The sequence below is a fragment of the Saccharospirillum sp. genome (assembly GCF_040881935.1).
GTDB lineage: Bacteria > Pseudomonadota > Gammaproteobacteria > Pseudomonadales > Natronospirillaceae > Saccharospirillum.
Genome location: NZ_JBBECH010000084.1, coordinates 1 through 21911 on the forward strand (window position 1 = coordinate 1; position 21911 = coordinate 21911).

Consider the following 21911-nt stretch of genomic DNA (forward strand, 5'->3'; position numbering starts at 1 on the left):
TGATGATTTCGCATCTGGATATTGTCTTTGTAATGATTTTCACCATTGTCATTGGTAACCTGATCGGAACCATCTTTGGTATGTTTCTGGTGAATCCCCTGACGCGAGCCACGTTCTTGCGCTCGTCCATACTTGTTCCCGTCCTTATATGTATTGTCTTTACCGGTGCTTATGTAGTTCACAACGCTTGGTTCGAAATGCTGATTGCACTGGTCTTTGGCATTCTCGGTTATGTGATGAAGGAACTCAGCTACTCACGTGCGGCCATGTTAATTGGTCTGGTACTTGGGTATGCCATCGAGAAAAATCTGTATCTTGCCTTGCAATTAAACGGACCGCGTTTTTACCTCGAGCCTATTCCGCTGACACTGGTAGTGATAACGGTTGTGTTTTTGGGTTGGAATATCTGGACATTTGTTCGCGACCGGAAAAAGGAGGCTTGAGTTATGTCCAATGAATATAAAAATCCGGGACAGAAAAATCTGGAAGACATCACCGTGGTGACTAAAGAGATCCGGGTCGCTGAAGTGGTGTTTATCCTATTCTTACTGGTCGTTACCATTGCTGCGATTCTGGAGTCACTGACCTACAGTATGACGGCCGCTCGCACCCCTCTGGTTATTCTGACGCCTCTTTTGTTGCTGATCATTGGCATCAGCGTTCGGGAAATCAGGGCCATGAAGAGGGAGTCAGCCAGTTTGGCTGAGACGGCCAGGAATGCATTGGCAGGTCAGTACCGGACGCTCAACCAATTTATTGTATTCAGTCTCTGGCTAATATTTCTCATCGTCATGGTGATTGTGTTGGGGCAATACCTTGCGATCGCGATCTTTACCTGGTTGCTGATGCGACCGGTTGGCAAGGAGTCCAACTCGCTGTCGATCAAAATTGCGCTTGGCCTTCCGTTGGCGCTTTACGGGCTCTTTGACTTGGTTCTTAACCTGGAAATGTTTCCGGGTATTTTGTACCAGCTGTGGGCTGGGTACGACGTCTTTTGAATCACGTTTGGCTGAATAGTGTGGGGCGGCAATAAGCTGGCCCCAGTAGTTGATTGAAACGAGGTAGCAAACCATGGCTTGGACAGAATCACAGTATTGGTTGGCGGGTGATGTCACCCGCGATCTGTATCAGGATTTGCTCGATGATGCGGCAACGGCCCCAGAGCGAGACAAATTGCGTAAGAAAGTCGTTCGACCTGAAGAAATGCCCTGGGAGATGTCGAAACAGGGTCTGCTCAAACATTTGTTGCACGACAAAATGAACACCCGCATGGAGTCGGTCGACGCCTACATGCAGATCATTCCGCCCGGCAGTCATTCAGGCAAGCACCGGCATCTGGCTGAAGAGTGCCTGTACGTGCTTGAAGGTAAGGGCTATGACCTGCACCAGGATTGTGATGTGGAAATAACCGATACCTATCACTGGAAGGCGCAGGACAAGGTACAAAAATTTGAGTGGGAAGCCGGAGATATCATTTACATTCCGCCTAACACCATTCACCAGCATTTCAATGCCGATCCGGACCGGCCAGTACGGTTAATTTCAGCAATCAACCGGATCTATAAAAAATTTGGTCTGAACGATGTAGAGCAGCTTGAAAATGCCCCGGAGTATGATCCAGCGGTAACCTTGAATGCCAAGGTCATACATGGCTACATCACCGCAACATCTAAATAACAGCGGCTCCGCGTCGAAAGGCGGGGCAGGTAAGCAGGAGTCCAGCTAGATGGGTACTGAATCGCATTATCACAGTAAGAAAGATCGAGTCTTTGTTCGCGCCATTGCGGGCCCGTACAATTTGAACGATGAGTTACAGCGCTTGCGCAGCATGCCGCGGGTACGCAAGGGTACTGAGATCAAGTTTCAGGATGGTCCTCAGGCGTACAGCCGACATTATGTGGAACCCAAAGACGGTATTACGCAGACCTTTCACCTGCACCTGGAGGAGTACGCACCGGGTGGCAAGTCGCAAAAACACGGTCATGTGAATGAAGCGGCTTTTTATATCCTCGATGGCAAAGGGTACGAGATACATGATGGCATACGCTATGACTGGCAGGCGGGCGACATTGCCATTGTACACAATAACTGTGTGCACCAGCACTTTAACGCCGACCCGGAACGGCCGGCGCGGGCACTGGTGATCAAGACCAAACCCATGTATATGTTTATGAATATGCTGTTTCAACAACAGGTGGAGCCTCGACCCACCGAACCGGCTCCAGGCGCTGAAGGCTTCGTGGAACGCGAAGCGGAAGAGGACTATAACCACGGCGACTACTAGCTACCCGTTGCTAGTCGGGCTCTCTGATCAGAGAGCCCTGTTTCACCGAATTTCAGATCATCAGCCGCCGCTGATTGGAAGGCGATTGAAGGGTTTTGTTTTGCTAAGCCGGAGTTAGTTATATGTTAGGTGGTTTTCTCGCTCTATTGTCGGCAATAACGTTTGGGTTAAACAATGCCAGCGTCAGGCGTGGTGTGCTGAGCGGGTCTGTTCTGCAGGCACTGGCGATTACGGTTCCCGTGGGTGTGCCTTTTTTCCTGGTGATGATTCTGGTGACTGGCAACATCGGTGCGGTTACCGGTTTAACCACTGAAACCTTTCTCTGGCTGTCGGCTGCCGGGGTATTGCATTTTGTGATTGGCCGATATTGCAATTATCGGTCGACCAAAGCGATCGGTGGCAATCTTTCCGGTCCCTGGAAGCAATCGAATCTGATCCTGGCGCTGGTACTGGCTATCGTATTTCTGGGGGAGGTGTTAACACCCCTTAAGGTCACCGGGATCGTGCTGATTCTGCTGGGTGCCTATTTTACTTCCAAGGCCACCTTCAAAAAGCCAAAGCCGGCTAAAGAAGGGGCTCCCAAGCCGGAGCACCCGGGATTTGAGCCGAGCTACCGGGAAGGTTACAGCTTTGCGCTATTGTCAGCCGTCGCTTATGGATCTAGCCCGATTCTGGTTCGTATGGGGTTGGAATCACAGGGTCCCGGTTCCAGTTTCTGGGGTGGCCTTATTTCCTATTCGTCCGCGGCGCTGGTTATTGGCCTGATCCTGCTGCTTCCCGGGCGCTGGCAGCACGTCCGCGAAGTGGGGCAATCATCCGTGCGCTGGTTTTCGCTGGCGGCCATCCTGGTCGGATTCTCGCAGATGTTCCGGTACATGGCGCTCGCAATAGCGCCAGTGTCGGTGGTGACGCCTATCCAGTCTACATCGGTGGTCTTTCGGGTTATATTCGGTTGGTTAATCAACCGTAATACAGAGGTCTTTGGCACCTGGGTAATACTGGGCGTCATTGTGACCATGTTGGGCGTGTTGGGGTTGTCGGTATCGACAGAGATAGTGACCGCTAACTTTCAGCTTCCGGGCGTTGTCATGTTACTGGTCGAGTTTCGTTGGCCCTAAACCCGGCCGCCTTCTGGTTGTGGGCTGTCTGGTTATTTTTCGCTCATATCGGTATAGTTCAGGCCCGGAACCTGTTGACGGATCTGAGTCGGAGTGCCTTACGATGCGCTCGGAGGGCCTAATTGATGAAGCATACAAGGACAGCATGAGCGAACTACGACACATCAATCAAAAAACTGAGAAAGCAGGTAACAGTGCAGACGACAAGAAAAGTCGTGGTTTGTCCTCGCTGGCCAATGCCATTGCCCTGCTTAAAACCTTTAGTGAAAAAGACGTCGAGCTGGGCATCAGCGAGCTGTCCAAGCGGCTGGGTCTGGCGAAAAGTACGGTACACCGTATGGCGACGACACTGGTCATCGGCGGGTTGCTGGAAAAGAATACCGCCAATGACAAATACCGGCTTGGGCTAACTCTGTTCAGTCTGGGTGGCCTGGTTCGGCGACGGCTGGATGTACCCAGTGTCGCCAGACCAATTTTGCAGGAGCTCAAGAGTGAGCTGAACGAGACTGTACTGTTGGGTGTGCTGGATGGGCCGGAAGTGGTCTATTTGTTTCACTTTGAAAGTACCCATGCCATACGCATGCAGTCGGATATTGGTGTGCGTAAGGAGGCACTGTGCACCGGTGAAGGGCAGGTGATACTGGCGTTCAAGAGTGATGTGGAAATAGATGAGGCCTTGTCGGGTACGATCAAACAGCGTACCAACTATACGATCACCGATCCGGCTGAATTGCGTAAAAAGCTGCTCAGAATACGAGCCCAGGGGTACTGCGTGGAAGATCAGGAGAGCGAAGTGGGGATGAGGTGTATCGCCGCTCCCATTTTCAATATGAACGGTGAGGTGGTTGCCGGTATGGGTCTGGCTGGGCCGATCCATCGCATGGATGAGGATACAATCCTGCGCTATGTACCTCACGTCCAGGATACCGCCCGGGCCGTTTCCCAGCGTCTGGGTTACCGGCCATTCTGACCAATTCAGGGCAGCGCCTTTACGGCTAACTGCCCGGGTCTGTTATGCTTATCTGACCAAAGGTCAGTATAGCGCCCCGCCATGTCGACATTGCACACACCCAAGAGCCCCATCATTGATAACCGGATCAAGTTCCGGCATTTACAGTGTTTTATCGAAGTGGTTCGCCAGGGTGGTGTGGTGCGTGCTGCCAGTTACCTCTCCCTGACACAGCCCGCCGTGTCTAAAAAGTTGCGTGAACTGGAAGACATGCTGGGTGTTGAGCTGTTGAACCGGCAGCGTAAAGGAGTTGAACTGACCCGGTTTGGTGAGGTGTTTCTACGCTACGCACTGAACAGTACCGACGCCTTGCGTGAAGGCATTGACCGGGTCAGCGCGTCAAGCCGGGCCGAGCATTCACCCGTGGTAATTGGTGTGTTGCCAACCATTGCTACCACTGTCATGCCTAAAGCATTGCAGGCCTTTAAATCCAAAATGCCCTATGCCGATGTCACTTTGCTGAACAGTGGCAACAGGATGCTGTTGGACGCACTGCGGATGTCTGAACTGGATTTGGTGGTAGGGCGGGTTGGATCGCCCGCGCAAATGCAAGGGCTGGTGTTTGAGCAACTCTATCAGGAGCGGATCGCTATTGTTGTGCGGCCTGATCATCCGGTGTTGTGGCAGTCACTGGCTTCACTGGAGGTGTTGTCCGAGTACCCTATTTTGATGCCACCCCCGGACTCGGTGATTCGCAGCCTGGTTGACCAGTTTATGATCCTGAACGGCATTCGACCCAACGCCAACCGGATAGAGACGATTTCCCATGCTTTTGGACGCGCCTATGTGCGAGATTCAGATACGGTATGGCTGATATCCCACGGTGCCGTTCAGGCTGACATATGTGAAGGGCGCCTGGTTGAACTGCCTTATGATTTTTCGACAACCCTGAGTCCCGTTGGCATCGCGACCCGGGTTGACGGTCATCCCAGCGAAGCGCAGTTGGTGTTGATGGAGCAGGTGCGGCAGGTGACGCAAACGTTGTCTGCGGTGTGATATATCGAAAATGAATCTCTTTTACCTGAACACTGACCGCTTAGTAAGTGCGGTGAGTAGCCAAAAGTCCATGCCAAATATCCGTTCAATGAGTTAAATCAATAGATTTGCGGGTGAACAGAGCGTCCCACTGCTTTATTTTGTTTAACTTCCGTAACCCTGTCTGTCCTTTAAACTGCATGGCTTGGGCCGGTCTGTCTTAGATATATCATTTTCGATATATTATTTTGTCTAAATTTCATTTCCCATGAAGCAGTGAGTTGCGTAACTTGGCTCATAGCCGAACGACGTTCCCTATAAAGGGATGGCTCGGCCAGTCGGATCTCGCAGTGGTCCGATACAAAGACCTAAAACCTGACAAAAACAAATAAAGGTAGCCCAACATGAAGATTAAATCAGCCTTGCTGTCGGCACTGGCCGGTGTCGCAATTATGTCGGGTGCTCAGGCCGAAGTTGATCCGTCTGACACCGTCTCTATTGTTGTTCCTTATGGTCCCGGGGGCGGGTTTGATCGCGCCGTCCGCGGATTTGCACCGTATTTCAGTGAAGCCCTGGGGGGTGCCAACGTTATCACCGCAAACATTCCCGGTGCCGGTGGGCAGCGTGGCTCAACCGAGGTCAGCCGAGCTGATCCGGATGGTCTGACTCTGGGTATTTTTAACCTGCCCGGGTTCGCTCTGCCTGCCATTCTGGGTGAAGAAGTCGGTTACGACCTGCGCGAATTGAGCTGGATCGGGCGTCTGGAGTCGGACGACTATGTGTTGATCGTTGCCGCCGATTCGGACATTCAAACGCTGAACGATCTGATCGCACTGGATGACCTGATCATTACCTCAACCGGTTATGGCTCGACGGTGCTGGCGGCCTTGCAAATTACCGCAAGTGAGCTTGGCCTGGCAGAGAAAGATCCGATCTACCTGTCTGGTTATGGTGGTACGACCGATGCGATTGTCGGCCTGATTCGTGGTGATGGCCAGGTAAGTATGGCCCCGGTATCGTCTGTAACTCCCTATCTGGAATCCGGTGATGTGCGTGCATTGGCCATGTCCGGAACCCAAAGTTTGTTTGAGGGTGTGCCCACGTTTGCCGAAGCAGGGTATCCGGGGTTAACACCGTTAAACTTGCAGCGTTCTATTGCCGGTCCTCCGGGAATTGATGATGCAACCCTCGAGCAATTGCGCTCCGCTTTCATGGATGTGGTTCAAAATGACGAGTATCTGGAATACGCCAAGAGCATTGGTATGAACATGTCCCCAATGAACGGTGCTGAAACAGCGGCTGATATATCCAGCAGCTTCGAGTTTTACGAGCGTTTCAGCACAAGCCTGGCAAACCCTAACTGATCAGCGGAAATCACTGTCATGCTAGACTCTTTTATGACGGCGACGCTGTATCTCGCCGACGGGGTTACCCTGATGTACCTGATGCTGGGGGTCCTGGTGGGCCTCCTGTTCGGCATCATCCCGGGCCTTGGCGGCGCTACCGCCATAGCACTGTTGTTACCCCTGACGTTCGGCATGGAGCCCGAACAGGCGATCACGCTGATGGGTGGCATCATGGGGTCAAGCGCCATTGGCGGCTCAGTCACGGCCATTTTGCTGAATGCGCCGGGTACGGCGCCCAACGCGGCCACCTGTTTCGATGGCTACCCGCTTACCCGCCAGGGTAAGGCGGGTCTTGCCATCGGCGCTGCAGCTACGGCGTCGTCAGTCGGTGGGATCATTGGTGTCGTGGTTCTGGTCGCTGTACTGCCCATGGCCAAATCTCTGGTGTTGCTGTTTGGCCCGCCAGCCTTCTTTATGTTGGCGGTGTTGGGCCTCGTCTCTCTGACCATCTCGAACAATAATATGCTGCGTGGTTTGATCGCTGCGGCGTTTGGTCTGTTCATTGGGTTCGTCGGTTACGATGACATGGGCGGTGCCCTGCGTTTTACCGCCGGGGTCGACTACCTTTGGGACGGTATCAAGCTTGTTCCCGCCCTGATCGGGTTGTTCGCCATCGCTGAAATGATGCGTCTGATGGTAGAGGGAGGCTCTATTTCAAAGGTTGATCGCAGCGAACTGGGCGACGTCAAGGGCGTCGGTGAAGGGTTCAGGGCGGTTTTCAAGCATCCGAAAACGGTGTTCAGCGGATCTTTTATTGGCACTCTGGTGGGTATTGTTCCGGGCGTAGGTGGAACAGTCGCTTCGTTTTTGTCCTATTCATTTGCAGTCCAATCAAGCCGCGACAGTTCGCAATTTGGCAAAGGGGATATTCGCGGTGTTATTGCTCCTGAAGCCGCTAATAATGCGAAAGATGGCGGCTCGCTGATTCCAACCCTGGCGTTTGGGATTCCCGGTAGCGCTGAAATGGCCCTGTTTCTTGGTGTATTGGTACTTCATGGCATGCAGCCCGGACCCTTGTTGTTGATTGAGCGTGAGTGGAGTCTGCTGGTGCTGATCATCGCCTTGTTGCTGGCCACCATAGCGTCGGCCTGCGTCATAGCGGTGGCCACAAAATACCTAATTAAAATTACCTTTATCGATTCGTCGATACTCATTCCCACGGTACTGGGTGTGGCTCTTGTCGGTGCCTATGCCCTCGAAGGATCGATGGGTGACGTCGTGATGGCGGCCATGTTTGGCGTTATTGGCTACGTCATGATTCGGCTCGATTATCCGCGCATTACGTTGGTCATTGCCATTGTGTTGGGTGGTATGATGGAGCGCAATTTTATCCAGTCGATGCTGATGTTCCGCAGTGACTGGACCGGGTTTTTCCGCGATACCACCAGCCTGGTGATTTTCATCATCATCGCCGTGGCGCTGGCATTGCCTGTGCTGGGTCGAATCAAGCGAGGAATGCGCAATGCGAACGCCTAGTACCCTGACTCGGCCAACGGTTCTGATATCCGTTGCCCTTCTCGCACTGGCCATTATCTTGTTGGTGCTTTCGCAGGAATTCGGTCGCTCCAGCGGCATGTTCCCTAGATTTATTGGCTGGGTGTTTGTCGCGCTGGCTGCGGCCGATGTTCTGGTTCAACTGGGGCGGTGGTATCAGCAATCACTGCCGGAAGCCACGGAAACCAGTACCACGGTTAAACAGTTGAAGGCCATGGGGTGGCTGTTCGGGTTGGTGGTGTTCCTGTTTGTGTTTGGTTTCTTAATCACCATTCCGCTGTATATTTTTGTCTTCCTTACCTGGCGTTCTGGTCACGACAGAGCGAAATCAGCGGCTATCTCCCTGGGTGCGCTGTTTTTTGTATGGATCATCTTTGTCTGGTTGTTGGATTATGAACTCTATGTGGGGCTGATACTGGAACGTTTCTTGTGAAATGTCTCGGTGTAAAACAATTCGTCTCTTGAAACAATAAAGGTCACAGTGACATGAGCAAACTTTCCCTGTCAGTCGCCATTGGTAATTACGACCGGATGAGACCCCTGGTCGATGGCGCAGTGCAAATAGACGGTGTTGATCCGGTATTCATGTTGCATGATCCGGAAGAAATTTTCTTTCGGGCATTTAGGCATGCGGATTTTGACATCACCGAATTGTCGATGAGCAGTTATACGGTGAAAACCGCGAATAATGATTGCCCCTACATTGCCGTTCCGGTCTTCCCTTCCCGGGCCTTTCGTCACACCTCCATCTACATTCGCACCGACAGAGGCATTAACACCCCGGCCGACCTGAAAGGAAAGCGGGTGGGTGTGCCCGAGTACCAACTGACGGCGAATGTTTGGGTGCGTATGATTCTGGAAGAAGACTACGGCGTTAAACCCAATGACATCACCTGGGTTCGGGGTGGGTACGAAGAGCCCGGTCGGGTCGAGAAAATCAATCTCAACCTGACAGAAGGCACTCAGGTCGTTAATGTCCCTGACGGAGAAACCATAAGCCACATGCTTGCCATGGGTGAGATTGATGCTGTCATTGGCCCCCGCGCACCGTCCTGCTTTACCGAGGGCAATCCGAACGTTGGCTATTTGTTTGCCGACCCCCAGGCCGAAGCGAAAGCCTGGTATCAGCGTACCGGTTTGTTCCCGATCATGCATACCCTGGGTATTCGAAAGGCGCTGGTGGAGCAGCATCCCTGGCTGTCATTTTCCGTGTTCAAGGCGTTTGAGAAATCGAAACAGGTAGCGATGCAGCATCTGACCGACACATCGGCAACCAAGGTTACACTGCCTTTTGTTGAAGACCAGTTGCGAGCGGCCCGGTTATTGATGGGGAATGATTTCTGGTCTTACGGATTCGAACAAAACCGGGAAACGCTGGCCCGGTTCCTAGCGCAACATCACAAAGAAGGCTTATCCAGTCGTCTGGTGTCACCGGAAGAATTGTTTCATCCGGCCAGTATGGAAAGCTTTAAGATATAGCCACGGTAATCTTTCTGTAATCCGGCCAATATCTGTCGAGGTTCAGTCTGTTGACTGGATCTCGATGGTTCCTTGTGTAACCATTCTGTCAGGCTTTATCCGGATAGACACCGAATGACACACCACGCCACGGATCATCAGTTCGACCTAAACCAATTCCTGCCCTATCGCCTCAACCGCGTGGCGGACCAGATCAGTGAACAACTGGCGCACCTGTATGAAACTTCCTATTCGCTGACCATCGCCCAGTGGCGGGTGCTCGCCTGGCTGAACCAGTGTGAAGTACTGACCGCCAAGCAGATTCGGGAGGCGACGCGTATGGACAAGGCCCGGGTATCCCGGGCGGTGCAGTCGTTGGTGGAGCGCGAACTGATCAGCCGTAGTCCGGACAGCCAGGACCAGCGGGCGCATCCTCTCCGACTTACGGCAACCGGCCAGGCATTGCTGGCCAAGTTGCTTCCAGAAGCAGAGGCCTGGGAGGCTGATTTGCTGACGGTTTTGTCGAACGATGAGCGGGCAGCACTGATAAACGCTATGGCGAAGCTGGAGCGAGCGTTTGCAAGCTCAACTCCACCGGCTCCGTGCGGTAACGACGGGATCGCCGAATTGAATCCGGCAAATGGAAGGTAACCAGACCCCTGACCAGCCAGATTGGTAACCTGGATCAGGGGCTCCCAAGCTGTTGGTTGGTGGGTTGAGCAAAAATATAGCCGTCAAAATCAGGGTCTTCGGTGTCAGACAGGTCAAACAGTGTTTGTTTTACATTTTCCAGATGCTGCCACATTGCGTCTCTAGCACCGTTAGCATTGCGTTTCTTTAGCTGGACCATTACCTGCCTGTGGTCCTCCAGCCATTGCCCGTGATAGGAAGAGTCTTTGATTCGCGAGTGGAGCTGTTGCCACATGGGGTTACCGTCACGCATATCCCATAACCGGGTTGCTGTATCCAGCAGCAATGCGTTTTGGGTGGATCTCGCGATCAGGAGGTGGAAGTTTCTGTCCGCTGCATTTGCCTTCTCGGCTGAATCAATTTCAGCGCCTTCGAGTTCCAGGGTTTCCAGTAATTCCTTGATATCGGTCTTGGTTATAGTAAGGGCGGCTTGGGCGGCGATGGCACTCTCCAGTACCTGCCGAGCTTGAAGCAATTCAAAGGGTCCGACATCGGATACTCTATTAACCGGTTCCGAAGTAAGGTTGTTACGCAAATAACTTCCTGAACCCTTTCTCACTTCTATCAGTTCTTCGATCTCCAGCATGATAAAGGCTTCTCTGACCAGCGTTCTGCTGACGCCAAACAGTTCAGCATACTCTCGTTCAGTCGGGAGCTTATCGCCAATTGCCAGGGATGATTTCGCCAGCTCCCGTCTGATCTTATTGCCAATGTCTCTGTACAGTCGTTCTGCCATGTGATGCTTCTTGATGAGTAGCTGAAAGTGGTATGCCATTCTCCTGTAAAACACTTTAAATGTCGACGAGTAATACCCTTTTTGCAATTAAAGGGTTATTTGGTATGTCAATTGTTGAAAAAACACTTGATTTCATCATTTCATCCCGCTAAGTTTGGCTGATCAGTACATTTGGTATGCCAAAAACAATAAAGGTAGCTTTGAATGATAATTCGATCAGCCAAAGTAATAGTGACTTGCCCGGGGCGTAATTTCGTCACCCTGAAGCTGGAGACCGATGAAGGGATTAGCGGTATCGGTGACGCTACTTTAAACGGTCGGGAAATGTCAGTGGTTGCTTATCTGGAAGAGTATATCCTACCTGCTCTTATTGGTAAGGATCCGCAAAGAATAGAAGACATTTGGCAATACTTGTACCGCGGGGCCTATTGGCGCCGGGGGCCGGTAACAATGACGGCGATAGCCGCTGTGGATGTCGCCTTGTGGGACATTAAAGCAAAAGTCGCTGGTATGCCTCTCTATCAACTGCTTGGCGGTAAGAGTCGAGAGAAGGTCATGGTGTACAGCCATGCTACAGGGCTGGACATTGACTCTTGTCTGAATGAAGTTCGCAAGAAAGTCGAATTGGGCTATAAGGCGGTTCGTGTTCAGTGTGGTATACCAGGTCTGGCTGCTACCTATGGCGTCGCCAAAGTGCCGGGTCAGCCTTACGAACCTGCTGACTCAAGGTTGCCTGCTGAACATGTGTGGTCTACCGAGAAGTACCTGAATCATGTGCCTTCATTGTTTGCCGCCGTAAGAAAAGAGTTTGGTGACGATCTGCTTCTATTGCATGACGTACATCATCGACTCACCCCTATTCAGGCGGCGCGACTGGGCAAAGAAATTGAGCCCTATCATTTGTTTTGGCTGGAAGATTGCGTTCCAGCAGAAAACCAGGCTTCTTTTGAACTGATTCGTCGTCACACTACGACACCATTGGCCGTCGGCGAAGTCTTCAATAGCCTTCACGACTGCCACGAGCTAATTCAGAAACAGCTTATTGACTACATTAGAGCGCCTCTTTCCCATGCGGGAGGCATCACTAATGTCCGGCGTATTGCCGACTTTGCAGCTATTTTCCATGTGAAAACCGGTTTTCATGGCGCGACCGATCTGTCTCCCGTCTGTATGGGGGCGGCTCTGCATTTTGATTCCTGGATACCGAATTTTGGTATTCAGGAGCACATGCCTCATAGCGAGGAAACAGACCGGGTATTTCCGCACGCCTACAAATTTTCAGGCGGCTTCTTCACCCCCGGGGAAGTTCCGGGTCATGGTGTCGACATCAATGAAGAGCTTGCCGCCAAGTACCCTTACAACCCCGCTCAGCTTCCAGTCAATCGACTGGAAGATGGCACATTGTGGAATTGGTAAGTAATGATGAAAGCATTTCAAGTTTCAAATATCAACGACTACGCCTTGATCGATGTAGACAGACCTGAGGTGGGACCTGGTGAAGTACTGATCAGGACATCATTTGCCGGTATTTGCGGTTCCGACTTGCACATAATTCATGGAAAAAACCCCTTTGTGCAATTTCCCCGAATTACGGGTCACGAGTTTTCAGGTGTTGTCGCCGCTGTAGGTGCGGGCGTAAGTCATGTACGCCAAGGTGATCAGGTCTGCGTTGATCCGGTTATCAGCTGTGGCAACTGCTATGCCTGCCGGGCTGGGCGCTACAATGTCTGTAGTAAACTTGCCGTTTTTGGCGTTCATCGAAATGGTGGATTCAGTGAGTATACCAGTGCTCCTGCCACGAATGTAGTGGCGTTACCGGAAGCCGTTAGCCTTGAACAAGCCGCCCTCGTAGAGCCTTATTCTATTGCAACGAATGTTCTATCCCGTATGGAGCCATTGCCCGGTGATGCATTGTTGGTTTATGGCGCGGGGGTCATCGGCTTGACGATCGTCCAGGTCGCTAAGGCTATGGGTATTGAGCGAATAGTGGTAGTGGATATTGTCAAAGAACGGCTGGAAGTCGCGGCAATTCTTGGTGCGACAGATATTATCAACAGCCGCGTAACCAATGTCGAGGACTGGGTCGCCAGTCACTTTAAGGGCTGCGGTATACCTCTTATCGCCGATGCAGCCTGCATTCCATCACTGTTCCCGGAGATGCTACGAATAGCCTGCCCGGCTGGTCGCATTGGCTTGCTTGGCTTTAGTTCGGAACCAAGCGCATTAGCACAAATTGAAGTCATCAAAAAAGAGTTAACCATTGTTGGCTCCCGACTCAATAACCGACGGTTTCCTCAAGTCCTCGAGATGATTTCCTCTGGCCGATTGGATCCGCTTGCGCTGATAAGTCACAGAATAGCGTTAGGTGATATCGGCGAAGGAATTCAACTAATGGAGAACCACCCCGAACTTACCCGAAAAATTGTGGTGGACATGGGTAAGTAGTCAATAAAAACAAAATGCAATTGAAAAATGAGGATGGAACTAACCATGATCAAATCTATATGTAAAATGGCTGTTTTTTCAACATTGCTGGTCGCTGGGGTCTCCCAGGCCGAAGAAGTTACATTGAAATTCGGATATCCGGTTAATGAAGAGAACATTTGGCACAAAGCCGCAATGGAATTCAAACGTGTAGCGGAAAGTCAGTCTGATGGCCGTATTGAAGTGAAGCTATACCCCAGCGAACAGTTAGGGAAAGAGATGGAGGTGATCAACAGTATACAGCTTGGTACGGCTGATATGACCATAACAGGTGAGTCTCTTCAGAACTGGGCGCCTAAAGCCGCGCTGTTGGCTGTTCCGTATGCATTTACCAGTTCAGAGCAGTTACAGGCAGCTGTAAATGGTGAAGTAGGCATGGAGATTAGTGAACAAATAGTAGAGCGGACGGGTCTTCAGCCTATTGCATGGTTTGAGCGTGGTCCTCGCCATCTGACGTCTAACCGGCCAATCATGTCCCCCGACGACTTGAACGGACTGAAATTAAGGGTCCCCAATGTTCCTTTGTTTGTGAAGCTATGGGAGGCTTTGGGAGCTAAGCCTATTCCAATGGCTTTCAGTGAGGTATTTACATCGTTACAACAAGGTACGATTGACGGGCAGGAAAACCCACTTAGCCTAATCAATAGCGCCAGTTTTTATGAAGTACAGGAATACGTTAATTTAACGGGTCATGTACGTAGCTGGATTTACGTAGTCATAGGGCAGGAGCAGCTTAACAGCATGCCAGCGGACTTGCGCAGCATTGTACTGGATGCGGCTCAGCAAATGCAGGAATATGAGCACAGTATGTTTGCCTCCGATGAAGCTCAGTTGCGCGCGACGCTCGAGGAGCGTGGAATGACCTTTGTAAATCCCGATCTCGAAGCATTCAGATCCGCAGCGCAAAGAGCAGTGCAGGAAGCACTTACGGCCGAACAGCTAGAACTCTTTGAGAAGATCTGATACACCTGTAAAAGATGCCTGCTTACACTCTTCGAGTGGAAGTAGGCCACAACAGAGAAGACTGCAATGGCCGGCTCACAGACAGAAAAATATCCAGGTAGCCATGTTGGCAGGGTTGGGTATTATATTCAGATGTTGGTAAAACTTCTTGACGGGATTTTTGCAGTTTTGGCTGTTTCCGCGTTACTGGCAATAGCCGTGGTTGTGATTATACAGATAGTTTCCCGATTTCTGCTACCAACCTCTCCTATATGGACAGAAGAGCTATCTCGCTATCTGTTTATCTATCTTATTGTTATGAGCTCTGGTTTGATCGTCAGAAAAAACCTCCATGTGCGTCTGGAGCTATTTCAATCCGCGTTAAGTCCGTTTTGGGGAAAGGTCTACGACATATTCTGCCACTTGATGGTGGGTGGTTTTGCACTTTACATACTGCCTTATTCCATCAAATACGCCCAAATAGGACGCTGGCAAACCTCGCCAGCCTTGGAAGTTCCTATGTATTGGTCATTTTTGTCCGTTTGTTTTTTCTTCGCTTTGACTGCCTTTTATAGTTTTGTCTGTATTGTATTGCTGTTTCTCGAACGCGATGACCAGGGAGTGCTGCGATAATGGAAATATTCTTGCTGTTCGGCACTTTTTTCTTATTGCTGTTTATAGGTGTTCCGATAGTATTTTGTTTGGGTATTGCATCTCTAACCTATCTGTCGATGGCGGGGATTTCATTTACGATAGTACCTCAGCGACTCTATGCTGGTATGGACTCATTTGTACTGCTTTGCATACCGGGATTCATCCTCGCCGGAAACCTTATGAATTCCGGAAAAATAACTGACTATATAATCCGTTTTAGTAATGCTCTCTTGGGGCATATTCGAGGCGGGCTCGGCCTGGCAAATGTTGGCGGCTCAATGATATTCGGGGGTATTTCCGGGACTGCGGTGGCCGATACTGCAAGTATTGGTGCAGTGATGATTCCAGGTATGGCCCGGAGTGGTTATGACAAGTCGTTTGCTGCAGCGGTCACCGCTGCTTCCTCCACTATTGGTCCAATAATACCTCCGAGTGTACCCATGATCATTGCCGGGTCGCTAAGTGGTATCTCCGTCGGAAAGATGTTCCTGGCTGGGGTGGTTCCGGGGTTCTTGCTTGGATTAGGAATGATGGTAACGGCTTATGTCATTTCCGTAAAACGTCAATACCCAAGAGAAAAGCGTGCTACATTGAAAGAGATATTCATTGTTGGTCGAGGTGCTATTTGGGCACTTCTTATGACTTTTATTATCCTGTATGGAATTATAGGCGGGCTTTTCACGCCAACAGAAGCCTCTATTGTGGCGAGCTTATATGCGTTTGCAGTGGGAATGTTTGTATACAAAGGTATCACTTGGAGTAACTTGCCAAAGTTGCTGCTGGATACGGTTTTGAGTTCTGCCAGCCTTTTGCTGCTAGTCGGTATGGCAAATCTGTTCGGCTGGATTTTGACAAGTGAGAAAATCCCGCAGATGTTGGCTGAAGCGATATTTGCTGTTAGTGAAAATCCTTTCATAGTAATTCTTGTTGTCAATATCGTATTGCTCATTGTTGGTGGTTTCATGGAAACCATCGCAGCACTCATAATCCTTTTTCCAACATTGTTAAAAGTGGCCGAAGGCATTGGCATGGATCCCGTTCAGTTTGGGGTTATGGCGGTACTGAATCTTATTATTGGATTAACAACACCGCCTGTGGGGGTTTGTCTGTTTGTAGCCTCTGGTATCAGTGGGCTGTCAATGACGGCTATTGTTCGGGCAATTTGGCCTTTCCTTATATGCAATATTTTAGTGCTTCTCCTGGTTTCATACATCCCTGCAATATCTTTGTGGCTGCCGTCACTTCTAGGTTGATTTTACGATTATGAAAGTAACTTACATTGAAAGTAATATCGACAGTCGAGACCATGATATCGGTATCGTGCATATCGGTCTTGGTGCTTTTCATCGCGCACATCAAGCCGTCTATTTAGAAAAAACGCTTAAAGAACATGACGGAGATTGGATGATATTCGCCGCCAATATCCGCTCCAATAGCCAGTTGGTGCAGCAATTGGAGCAAGCGAGCCATCGTTACCATGTTGTGGAGTATTCCGATTCAACGGATGCTACGGTACGTGAAATAAGAGCCATTAAGTCGTCTATTTATTGTGGCGATGACGTTGAACGAGCCAGGCTCGTTGCTCAGATGGCAGAGCCATCTACCAGAATTATTACGCTAACGGTGACCGAGAAGGGTTACTATCTTTCTCCGTCGACGGGAAACTTGCTTCTGGAGCACGCAGATATTCAGCATGACTTGCTTTATCCCGGGCGCCCCAAGAGTGCACTGGGGTTAATCCTTGCCGCTTTGAAGCGGCGCCGATCTGATGGTACCAAACCCTTTACGGTGCTGTCCTGTGACAACATGCCTCACAATGGAAATCGTACCAAACGGGCTGTTATAAGCCTTGCTGAAGCAAACGACCCGGATATGGCGATGTGGATAAAGGAGCATGTTTCTTTTCCCAACTCGATGGTGGATCGCATTGTCCCGGCAGCCACCGGCGATGATCTGGAGTCTATTTATGTTGACACGGGTATAGACGATCCGTCTGTCGTTAAGTGTGAAGCATTCAGTGAATGGGTCGTTGAAGATGACTTCCCCGCTGGTCGCCCTCAATTGGAGTCTTCAGGCGTCTTGATGGTACAGGATGTCTCTCTCTACGAGAGTAGAAAGCTAAGAATGCTAAACGGTAGCCATTCATTGCTCGCCTACCTGGGACTGCATGCGGGGCATAAAACGGTGGCGCAAGCAATGCGAGACCCGGATATCCCCAAGTTCCTTCAACGTTATATGCTAGAAGAAGTCGCTCCAACACTGCCTGACTTTTCGAAGCTGGAGCTTCAAAAGTACTGCAAGAGATTACTGGTTCGGTTTGAGAACAGCAGTCTACAGCACCAACTAAAACAAATAGCGATGGACGGTAGTCAGAAATTGCCACAGCGCTGGTTGGAGGGACTAGTGGAGTTGCAGTCAATCTCACGTAAAGCGCCTGCGATTGAGCTTGGAATCGCCGGGTGGATCAGCTTTATTTCCCGTGCACAGGCCAACCATGAAATCATTGATGACCCTTTGGGGAGCTCTCTCGCAGAGTTAGTTCGGAGCAACAGTGCCAGCTCAGCTGACTTAGTGGCCGCCTGTCTGGACCTCAAGGAGATTTTTCCTAAATCGTTAAGTGTGCAAACTGACTTTGTTGATCGACTGATTACGCTGGTAGATTGCTTGCGATCAGGTACGCCAGTGCAACAAATGATGAACGAATACCCCGGAAACCTCGTTAGCTAAGAGAGGCTCTATATGGAACATACATGGCGTTGGTTTGGTACAGGTAGAGATTCCATTAGCTTGCAAGATATTCGTCAGGCAGGAGCAACCGGTATAGTCACTGCGTTGCATGACATTCCAAATGGAGAGGTTTGGCCTGTTGAACAGATAGAGAGAGTCAGATGTGAGATAGAAGCGGCCGGTCTGCATTGGTCAGTAGTGGAAAGTATACCTGTTCATGAGGATATTAAGCGGCGAGCGGGAGACTACCTGAGATACATCGATAATTATTCCCAGAGTATTCGTAACCTGGCCAGTTGCGGTGTTAAAACGGTTTGCTACAACTTCATGCCTGTACTCGACTGGACGCGGACCGATTTGACGTACACCTTGCCGGACGGTTCAAGAGCCTTGCGTTTTGACCAAACAGCATTTTCGGCGTTTGATCTCTTTATTCTCAAGCGATCTAACAGTGAGCGCAGTTATAGCGAGGCTGAAATTCAATCTGCGAAAGAATATTTTACCAATCTTACGGAAGCACAGAAGAGTGTTCTTGTCGGGACCATTCTGGCCGGGCTTCCAGGGGCTGAAGAAAGCTATAGCCTGGAGGACTTTCGAGCAGCCTTAGCAGGCTATGACGGGATTGACAAGGCGGTTCTACGCGAAAATTTCGCATTCTTCCTGGACCATATTGTGCCTGTGGCTGAAGCCTGTGGGGTTAGTCTGGCCGTGCATCCGGACGACCCTCCTCGTCCTATTCTCGGCTTGCCGCGAATTGTTTCAACAAAGCAGGATGTCGAGTGGCTGCTCAATCGGGTTCCGTCGCCTGCCAATGGTATAACATTTTGCACAGGCTCATACGGGGTGCGTGAGGACAACGACCTATGCGACATGGCGACAGCGTTTGCTGATCGTATCTACTTTACCCATTTGCGCTCTACTCAGCGCGAGGAAACTTGGGGTAGCTTCCATGAGGCGGCTCACCTAGAAGGCAATACAAACATATCCGACGTGATTCTGGTACTTCTGAAGGAGGAGCGGCGGCGTAAAGTGCAAGGCATAGGTAGGCAGATTCCTTTGCGTCCGGACCATGGTCATCAAATCATGGATGATCTTCGCCGGACATCCAATCCGGGCTATTCTGCCCTGGGGCGTATGAAAGGTCTTGCTGAAATACGCGGTGTGGAATTCGCTCTGACCAAATATGTCCTTAAAGAGGAATTGAGCCCATGAGTGAGTATTCTATTGCCTGCATCGGTGAATGCATGCTGGAATTAACGCCAAGCGATAGCGAGACAACGCTGCGTAAGGGGTTCGCGGGCGACACTTTCAATACTGCTCACTATTTGAAGCGTATTTTGGGGCAAGAGGCAGCAGTCAGTTATGTCAGCGCTGTTGGGGACGATCCAATAAGCCTCGAATTGATCGCCAGGTTACAGTTGTCAGGATTGGATACGCAGTGGATTCGTCGTCTGAGCGGGAAAACGATAGGGTTGTATCTGGTGGACAATGACAAAGATGGCGAGCGACATTTTACCTATTGGCGCTCCGACTCCGCTGCCAGGTTGATGTTTCAGGGGCCTGAAGGACAGGGCTTGCTTGATCAACTGAACAGCTGTGATGTTGTCTATTTGTCAGGAATCAGTTTAGCGATTCTGACGGCTCAAGACAGCGTTAGGCTAATAGAAGCTCTGCTCAGCTATGATGGCCTGGTGGTCTTTGATCCTAATTACCGGCCGAGTCTTTGGGCATCCGCGGAAGAGGCGTCGTTGGTGTTGCGAGATCTCGTTAAGACACGAGCGATCGTGATGACAACGCTGGAGGATGAAAAGGCCCTGCATAACCTGACAACAGCAGAAGAGGTCGCATCATTCTGGCTGGAACAAGGAGCCAGGGATGTCGTTGTGAAAATGGGTTCCCTGGGGTGCTATATAGCTTCCTTGAAAACGATTGTGCCCGCGTTACCGGGCATTGAACCCATTGACACCACGGGTGCAGGGGATTCTTTTAATGGGACCTATTTGGCTGGTATCATCCTTCAGCTTCCTCCCTATGACGCTGCACGGGAGGCACACATGTTGGCGGCTGATGTGATTCGTCACCGGGGTGCCATCATTGAATAGGTCCAGTGCAGTCTTTAAAGCAGTGTAGATAGACCCGTTGCATTGTAGCCTCTTGCAACCAGACATGGCCGGATGTGGATTAACCCTTTTCTGGGTATGGTTGGTTCCAGGGTCATTAAATGAATTCCTTCAGGCTCACAATTGAGGCTTCCCAGGGAGCCAGCGTCAGTTTTGGTTTGAGCAGCTGTTGTGTGCTGCCGCTGTGGATCAAGTACCTGGCTGTCGCGTGAGCCAGGCTGGAGCCTAGATCAACTATTGCCAGGTCGGATGAGATGTTTGCGATTACGAGCAGTGTTCGGTGTCGCCTTCGCGCAGATAGGCAAACACCTGAGGGTGTTCAGGCAGTATCAGTTTGAAGCGCCCCTCTATCAGGGTGAGGTTGGTTTTACGCAACTGGATCAGCCGCTGGTAGTGATAAAAGACGGAGACCGGGTCTTCCAGGCTGGCTTCGACGTTTATCTCGGGGTAATTCGGGTTCACTTTCAGCCAGGGTTTGGCGGAGCTGAAACCGGCGTTGTCGCTGGCATCCCACTGCATGGGTGTGGGTGTGCGTGCGTTGTCGCGGCTATTCCTGTGAATGGCGGCCATCAGCGCATCGGGCGCATCACCCTGCTCCAACCGTTCCGCAAAGAGATTGCGGGTTTCGATGTCCTGATAGTCTTCTATCACCTTGAACGCCACGTTGGTCATGCCGATTCCCTCACCCTGATAAACGTAGGGTGTGCCCTGCATGCCATGCAGCACGGTGGCCAGGGCCTTGGCCGAAGTCTCACGATACTCGCCGTCATTGCCGTATTTGGATACCGCTCTGGGCAGGTCGTGGTTGTTCCAGAACAGCGAATTCCACTCCTAGCCTTCCAATTCTGTCTGCCATTTGGCGAATACCTGCTTCAGCGCGACCAGGTCGAACTCGCGCGGGCGCCATTTGCCATGCACCGGGTCAAACGTCAGTTCGATGTGTTCAAACTGGAACACCATCGACAGCTCTTCCCGTTCAGGGGCTGAATACAACCGGGCGGTTTGCGGTGTGACGCTCCAGGGCTCGCCCACGGTGAGGGCGTCCCGGTCTTTCAGTGTGGCTTGGTGCATGGCCTGCAAGTGACTGTGCAGGGTAGGACCGTTGGCGAGCACCTTGTTGTCGACGTCTTTGCCGATCAGGTCGATTACGTCCATACGGAAACCGGCGATGCCACGGTCTAGCCAGCGGTTCATCATTGCATGTACAGCCTCGGGAACGGCTGGGTTATCCCAGTTCAGATTTGGTTGTTTGGTTGAGAACTGGTGAAAACAGTAGTCATTGGTGGCCTGGTTGTAGGTCCAGGCCGGCCCGCCAAAGTAGCTGCGGATGTCGTTTGGCAGTGAGCCGTCGGGCCGAGCATCCCGCCAGATGTAGAAATCACGGTAGGGGCTGTTTTTGGACGAGCAGGCCGACTTGAACCAGGGGTGTTCATCTGAACTGTGGTTCACGACCAAATCCATTATGATTTTGATATCGCGCACCCGGGCTTCGGCAATCAGCCGGCTCATATCGGCCAGGTTGCCGAATTCCGGCGCTATGTCGTCGTAGTCCGAGATGTCGTAGCCGTTGTCGTCCATCGGTGATTTGAAGACCGGCGACCGCCAGATGACATCGATGCCGAGCAGTGCCAGGTAGTCCAGCTTGCTGATGATGCCGTTCAAATCACCCATGCCATCGCCGTTACTGTCCATAAAGCTGCGAGGGTATATCTGATAGACAACAGACGTTTTCCACCAGGGGTGTGTGTAGCGCGTCAACTATCTTGGCCGGACCGGACAAGTTAATTGTCGCTCTATAGGTGTGGCATTAAGGG

21 protein-coding genes and 1 pseudogene are annotated in these 21911 nt (G+C 51.1%); 20 read left to right on the top strand and 2 right to left on the bottom strand.

Annotated features, from left to right (window positions below):
- The 12 genes from WEB54_RS15630 to WEB54_RS15685 form a co-directional block, all read left to right on the top strand.
- Positions 1 to 443, top strand: a 443-nt coding sequence (locus WEB54_RS15630; RefSeq protein ID WP_368056640.1) for a tripartite tricarboxylate transporter permease, incomplete at its 5' end; no start/stop codon positions are given.
- A gap of 3 nt (positions 444 to 446) precedes the next feature.
- Positions 447 to 998 carry a tripartite tricarboxylate transporter TctB family protein gene (locus tag WEB54_RS15635; protein WP_368056641.1) on the top strand — a complete coding sequence of 184 codons (552 nt, stop codon included), beginning with the start codon at positions 447 to 449 and terminating at the stop codon, positions 996 to 998.
- A 73-nt stretch (positions 999 to 1071) separates the two neighbouring features.
- On the top strand, positions 1072 to 1677 hold the full coding sequence (locus WEB54_RS15640; protein WP_368056642.1) for a cupin domain-containing protein: 606 nt from the start codon (positions 1072 to 1074) through the stop codon (positions 1675 to 1677).
- 49 nt (positions 1678 to 1726) lie between these two features.
- Positions 1727 to 2284, top strand: coding sequence for a cupin domain-containing protein (locus WEB54_RS15645; RefSeq protein ID WP_368056643.1), 558 nt, complete (start codon positions 1727 to 1729; stop codon positions 2282 to 2284).
- A gap of 122 nt (positions 2285 to 2406) precedes the next feature.
- Positions 2407 to 3402: an EamA family transporter gene (locus tag WEB54_RS15650; protein WP_368056644.1), complete on the top strand. Its 996-nt coding sequence runs from the start codon at positions 2407 to 2409 to the stop codon at positions 3400 to 3402.
- A 145-nt stretch (positions 3403 to 3547) separates the two neighbouring features.
- Entirely contained in the window at positions 3548 to 4372 is an 825-nt protein-coding gene (locus WEB54_RS15655; RefSeq protein WP_368056645.1) for an IclR family transcriptional regulator, read from the top strand.
- Between the two features lie 81 nt (positions 4373 to 4453).
- On the top strand, positions 4454 to 5407 hold the full coding sequence (pcaQ, locus tag WEB54_RS15660; RefSeq protein ID WP_368056646.1) for a pca operon transcription factor PcaQ: 954 nt from the start codon (positions 4454 to 4456) through the stop codon (positions 5405 to 5407).
- A 383-nt stretch (positions 5408 to 5790) separates the two neighbouring features.
- Positions 5791 to 6750, top strand: coding sequence for a Bug family tripartite tricarboxylate transporter substrate binding protein (locus tag WEB54_RS15665; RefSeq protein ID WP_368056647.1), 960 nt, complete (start codon positions 5791 to 5793; stop codon positions 6748 to 6750).
- An 18-nt stretch (positions 6751 to 6768) separates the two neighbouring features.
- Positions 6769 to 8268, top strand: a complete 1500-nt coding sequence (locus WEB54_RS15670) for a tripartite tricarboxylate transporter permease (RefSeq protein WP_368056648.1) — start codon at positions 6769 to 6771, stop codon at positions 8266 to 8268.
- A complete protein-coding gene (locus WEB54_RS15675; RefSeq protein WP_368056649.1) occupies positions 8255 to 8719 on the top strand; it encodes a tripartite tricarboxylate transporter TctB family protein in 465 nt (154 codons plus the stop codon). The genes WEB54_RS15670 and WEB54_RS15675 overlap by 14 nt, the downstream gene beginning before the upstream one ends.
- 53 nt (positions 8720 to 8772) lie before the next feature.
- Entirely contained in the window at positions 8773 to 9765 is a 993-nt protein-coding gene (locus WEB54_RS15680) for an ABC transporter substrate-binding protein (RefSeq protein WP_368056650.1), read from the top strand.
- 114 nt (positions 9766 to 9879) lie between these two features.
- Positions 9880 to 10395: a MarR family winged helix-turn-helix transcriptional regulator gene (locus tag WEB54_RS15685; protein ID WP_368056651.1), complete on the top strand. Its 516-nt coding sequence runs from the start codon at positions 9880 to 9882 to the stop codon at positions 10393 to 10395.
- Between the two features lie 34 nt (positions 10396 to 10429).
- On the opposite strand, the gene WEB54_RS15690 is transcribed toward WEB54_RS15685, so the two are convergent.
- Positions 10430 to 11170 (bottom strand): FCD domain-containing protein, encoded by a 741-nt coding sequence (locus WEB54_RS15690; RefSeq protein ID WP_368056652.1) that lies wholly within the window; start codon positions 11168 to 11170, stop codon positions 10430 to 10432.
- A 204-nt stretch (positions 11171 to 11374) separates the two neighbouring features.
- Between WEB54_RS15690 and manD the strand changes: the two genes are divergently transcribed.
- The 8 genes from manD (at position 11375) to WEB54_RS15730 (ending at position 20079) form a co-directional block, all read left to right on the top strand.
- Positions 11375 to 12586, top strand: coding sequence for a D-mannonate dehydratase ManD (gene manD / locus WEB54_RS15695; RefSeq protein ID WP_368056653.1), 1212 nt, complete (start codon positions 11375 to 11377; stop codon positions 12584 to 12586).
- A 6-nt stretch (positions 12587 to 12592) separates the two neighbouring features.
- Positions 12593 to 13615 (top strand): Zn-dependent oxidoreductase, encoded by a 1023-nt coding sequence (locus WEB54_RS15700; RefSeq protein ID WP_368056693.1) that lies wholly within the window; start codon positions 12593 to 12595, stop codon positions 13613 to 13615.
- Between the two features lie 45 nt (positions 13616 to 13660).
- The gene (locus tag WEB54_RS15705; protein ID WP_368056654.1) at positions 13661 to 14617 is read left to right on the top strand and encodes a TRAP transporter substrate-binding protein; all 957 of its coding nucleotides are present in this window, start codon (positions 13661 to 13663) and stop codon (positions 14615 to 14617) included.
- 66 nt (positions 14618 to 14683) lie between these two features.
- Complete coding sequence (locus tag WEB54_RS15710) at positions 14684 to 15229, top strand: TRAP transporter small permease (protein ID WP_368056655.1); 546 nt, start codon at positions 14684 to 14686, stop codon at positions 15227 to 15229.
- Positions 15229 to 16503 carry a TRAP transporter large permease gene (locus WEB54_RS15715; RefSeq protein WP_368056656.1) on the top strand — a complete coding sequence of 425 codons (1275 nt, stop codon included), beginning with the start codon at positions 15229 to 15231 and terminating at the stop codon, positions 16501 to 16503. The genes WEB54_RS15710 and WEB54_RS15715 overlap by 1 nt, the downstream gene beginning before the upstream one ends.
- A 10-nt stretch (positions 16504 to 16513) precedes the next feature.
- Complete coding sequence (locus WEB54_RS15720; protein ID WP_368056657.1) at positions 16514 to 17977, top strand: mannitol dehydrogenase family protein; 1464 nt, start codon at positions 16514 to 16516, stop codon at positions 17975 to 17977.
- Between the two features lie 12 nt (positions 17978 to 17989).
- Positions 17990 to 19189 (top strand): mannonate dehydratase, encoded by a 1200-nt coding sequence (gene uxuA / locus WEB54_RS15725; RefSeq protein ID WP_368056658.1) that lies wholly within the window; start codon positions 17990 to 17992, stop codon positions 19187 to 19189.
- Positions 19186 to 20079, top strand: a complete 894-nt coding sequence (locus WEB54_RS15730) for a sugar kinase (RefSeq protein ID WP_368056659.1) — start codon at positions 19186 to 19188, stop codon at positions 20077 to 20079. The genes uxuA and WEB54_RS15730 overlap by 4 nt, the downstream gene beginning before the upstream one ends.
- 282 nt (positions 20080 to 20361) lie before the next feature.
- Here the strand turns inward: WEB54_RS15730 and WEB54_RS15735 are convergent.
- Positions 20362 to 21789: pseudogene (locus WEB54_RS15735) on the bottom strand (alpha-glucosidase).
- Positions 21790 to 21911 lie beyond the last annotated feature (122 nt).

Bases quoted from the DNA above. Each gene is read 5' to 3' on its own strand.
- WEB54_RS15635 (WP_368056641.1), top strand. From the start codon at position 447: ATGTCCAATGAATATAAAAATCCGGGACAGAAAAATCTGGAAGACATC.
- WEB54_RS15640 (WP_368056642.1), top strand. From the start codon at position 1,072: ATGGCTTGGACAGAATCACAGTATTGGTTGGCGGGTGATGTCACCCGC.
- WEB54_RS15645 (WP_368056643.1), top strand. From the start codon at position 1,727: ATGGGTACTGAATCGCATTATCACAGTAAGAAAGATCGAGTCTTTGTT.
- WEB54_RS15650 (WP_368056644.1), top strand. From the start codon at position 2,407: ATGTTAGGTGGTTTTCTCGCTCTATTGTCGGCAATAACGTTTGGGTTA.
- WEB54_RS15655 (WP_368056645.1), top strand. From the start codon at position 3,548: ATGAGCGAACTACGACACATCAATCAAAAAACTGAGAAAGCAGGTAAC.
- pcaQ (WP_368056646.1), top strand. From the start codon at position 4,454: ATGTCGACATTGCACACACCCAAGAGCCCCATCATTGATAACCGGATC.
- WEB54_RS15665 (WP_368056647.1), top strand. From the start codon at position 5,791: ATGAAGATTAAATCAGCCTTGCTGTCGGCACTGGCCGGTGTCGCAATT.
- WEB54_RS15670 (WP_368056648.1), top strand. From the start codon at position 6,769: ATGCTAGACTCTTTTATGACGGCGACGCTGTATCTCGCCGACGGGGTT.
- WEB54_RS15675 (WP_368056649.1), top strand. From the start codon at position 8,255: ATGCGAACGCCTAGTACCCTGACTCGGCCAACGGTTCTGATATCCGTT.
- WEB54_RS15680 (WP_368056650.1), top strand. From the start codon at position 8,773: ATGAGCAAACTTTCCCTGTCAGTCGCCATTGGTAATTACGACCGGATG.
- WEB54_RS15685 (WP_368056651.1), top strand. From the start codon at position 9,880: ATGACACACCACGCCACGGATCATCAGTTCGACCTAAACCAATTCCTG.
- WEB54_RS15690 (WP_368056652.1), bottom strand. From the start codon at position 11,170: ATGGCAGAACGACTGTACAGAGACATTGGCAATAAGATCAGACGGGAG.
- manD (WP_368056653.1), top strand. From the start codon at position 11,375: ATGATAATTCGATCAGCCAAAGTAATAGTGACTTGCCCGGGGCGTAAT.
- WEB54_RS15700 (WP_368056693.1), top strand. From the start codon at position 12,593: ATGAAAGCATTTCAAGTTTCAAATATCAACGACTACGCCTTGATCGAT.
- WEB54_RS15705 (WP_368056654.1), top strand. From the start codon at position 13,661: ATGATCAAATCTATATGTAAAATGGCTGTTTTTTCAACATTGCTGGTC.
- WEB54_RS15710 (WP_368056655.1), top strand. From the start codon at position 14,684: ATGGCCGGCTCACAGACAGAAAAATATCCAGGTAGCCATGTTGGCAGG.
- WEB54_RS15715 (WP_368056656.1), top strand. From the start codon at position 15,229: ATGGAAATATTCTTGCTGTTCGGCACTTTTTTCTTATTGCTGTTTATA.
- WEB54_RS15720 (WP_368056657.1), top strand. From the start codon at position 16,514: ATGAAAGTAACTTACATTGAAAGTAATATCGACAGTCGAGACCATGAT.
- uxuA (WP_368056658.1), top strand. From the start codon at position 17,990: ATGGAACATACATGGCGTTGGTTTGGTACAGGTAGAGATTCCATTAGC.
- WEB54_RS15730 (WP_368056659.1), top strand. From the start codon at position 19,186: ATGAGTGAGTATTCTATTGCCTGCATCGGTGAATGCATGCTGGAATTA.